Origin of the sequence: Ilumatobacter sp. (assembly GCF_049588435.1) — a bacterium.
Lineage (GTDB): Bacteria > Actinomycetota > Acidimicrobiia > Acidimicrobiales > Ilumatobacteraceae > Ilumatobacter_A.
The window spans coordinates 1-2,014 of record NZ_JBAVYV010000028.1; the positions used below are offsets into that span (position 1 = coordinate 1).

Genomic DNA, 2,014 nt, shown 5'->3' on the forward strand with positions numbered 1-2,014 from the left:
ACAACCCACTGTGGATCTGCCGAAGAGGCGAATCCCAAGAACAGCGCTCGCTGTGAACGTACGTGAACCGTTCGTCGAGATGCGCAGTCGTACGCTGCGGCTCGAGCCCGAGCTTCGTGTGGCACTCCCAGCAATGGACAATGCACAACTTCTACCTGTTTGCTATCCGAAGGAATCCGCCCCGTGAGTGATCCAATTTTGATCCTCGGATGTCACCGTTCGGGCACCTCAGTCGTTGCCGGACTCTTGCACGAAGCGTGTGGCGTGTCGATGGGGGAGCTCTTGCCCCCGACCGACGCGAACCCGCTCGGTTCATATGAGGCTGCAGGTGTCGTCGATGCGCACCGAGGCCTGCTGCTCCAGATGGAGCGCGACTGGACCTGCCCACCGAACGACTTCAACCCGGCTGAACTCGATCTCACTGCTCTCGCGGAACAGATCGACGTCCACCGACAGTTGCCCGGAATGTGGGCGATGAAGGATCCGCGCTCCATGTTTCTTCTACCTGCGTGGGCACACCTCGGAGTCGGAAGCGTGCGTCTCGTTGCGGTCGTCCGTGCGCCGGGCGACACTGCCCAGTCGATCGAGAAACGCGACCACATCCGCCAAGACAGGGCCGAGGCGATCGTCGATGCGCACCTTCGCCGACTCGGTGAGATCGCTGATGTCGTGGACCTGCCGCTCATCCGTTTTTCGAGCGACGGCGCTGATGTGCTCAGCCAGACACGAGATCTTGCGAAGGCGCTCGGGTTGGAATGGGACGCGAAGGCCGCGGAGTCCTGCTTCGACGTCAGACTCGTCCGAAACGAGGCCCCGCTCCGCGACACCACTCCGGCGTACGACGCACTACTCGATCGCACGGTCAACACCCGATCGAAGACGGTACCGAGCACCGACCTTCGTGTTCTTCGCCTCGAATCTGCTCCGCAGCGTCCCTTGTTGACCCATCTTGCTGCGCGGTACTCCCAGCAGCGCGAGGAGCTCTGGAGAATCGCAACGTTCGAAACGGTGCACGAACCAAACGTGGCTGAACTCATTCTCGAAGGAGCCCGGTCGAGTGGAGGCAGCCGGCCCGGTGTGTCGGAGTTGCACCAGCTCGAGGTTCATTCGCCTCTTGTCTCAGGCGCGATCCTCATGGAACGGGGCCTCCGCCCCAACGGAGTTGTCGCCCACGGGCTTCTGTCCGGTCGATCGCCGTCCGACGTCGACTTCTTCTTCCGTTCGCTGTACGTGAGCACTCACGCATTTTCCGAGTTGGTCGTCGACGTTCCTTCACCGACGAGCAACGCGCTGATGACCGCCGTTCCCGCCCCTGAGATCGACCCCGGACCAGCCAAAGTGCAGGACATTGCCGACCAGTGCGGCTGGGAGCTGATCCTCTCGCAACGAGTTTCACCTGGGCGAATGGGCATGGTGTTTCGCAAACGAGTGCTCAGCGCCACCGAGTTGACGCCGGTCGTCACCGACCTCATCGCGAGCGTCGAGCGGATCCATTCGATCGACGTCCGCCTCACGGCGATCGAGGGACAACTCGAGCCGGGTCAAGAGGGCGATGATGCACCTGCTGTGGCGCACGAGCGACGCCGGGCGGACGCCGCAGAGCGAAACCTGCGCCGGCTTCGCAGCAGGAGATCCGTCAGGCTCGCATTGGTGCTGGTCAGCCCACTGCGCCGACCAATCCAGAGAGTGCGGACGTGGAAGCACGCTCGCTAGCGCGCTCCTTGCGGCGTCAGCGGCCGCAGACTGCCAGCGCGGACGGACCGTTGGTTTCGCTCGTCGTCGTCAATCGCGACGGCGAGCATCGTCTGCGCCGGCTGCTCGATGGGCTGTCCCGGCGGACCCGATACCGATCGTTCGAGATTGTCTTGGTCGACAATGGATCGACGGATCGTTCCGTCGAACTCGTCGAAACCTGGAGCGGCACGACACGAATCGTGCGCAACGCCGAGCGTGAGAGCTTCTCGAAGGCGAACAACCGGGGGATCGTGGCGGCACGCGGGGATTTGGTTCTCCT

General features: G+C 63.0%; 2 protein-coding genes. Both read left to right on the forward strand.

Going from position 1 to position 2,014, the window contains the following annotated elements; translation table 11 throughout:
* Positions 1-183 precede the first annotated feature (183 nt).
* Positions 184-1,713, forward strand: a complete 1,530-nt coding sequence (locus tag WBV89_RS00780) for a hypothetical protein (protein WP_423979436.1) — start codon at positions 184-186, stop codon at positions 1,711-1,713.
* Positions 1,695-2,014 (forward strand): glycosyltransferase family 2 protein (locus WBV89_RS00785; protein WP_423979437.1); only part of this gene is annotated, 320 nt, incomplete at its 3' end. The genes WBV89_RS00780 and WBV89_RS00785, both read left to right, overlap by 19 nt.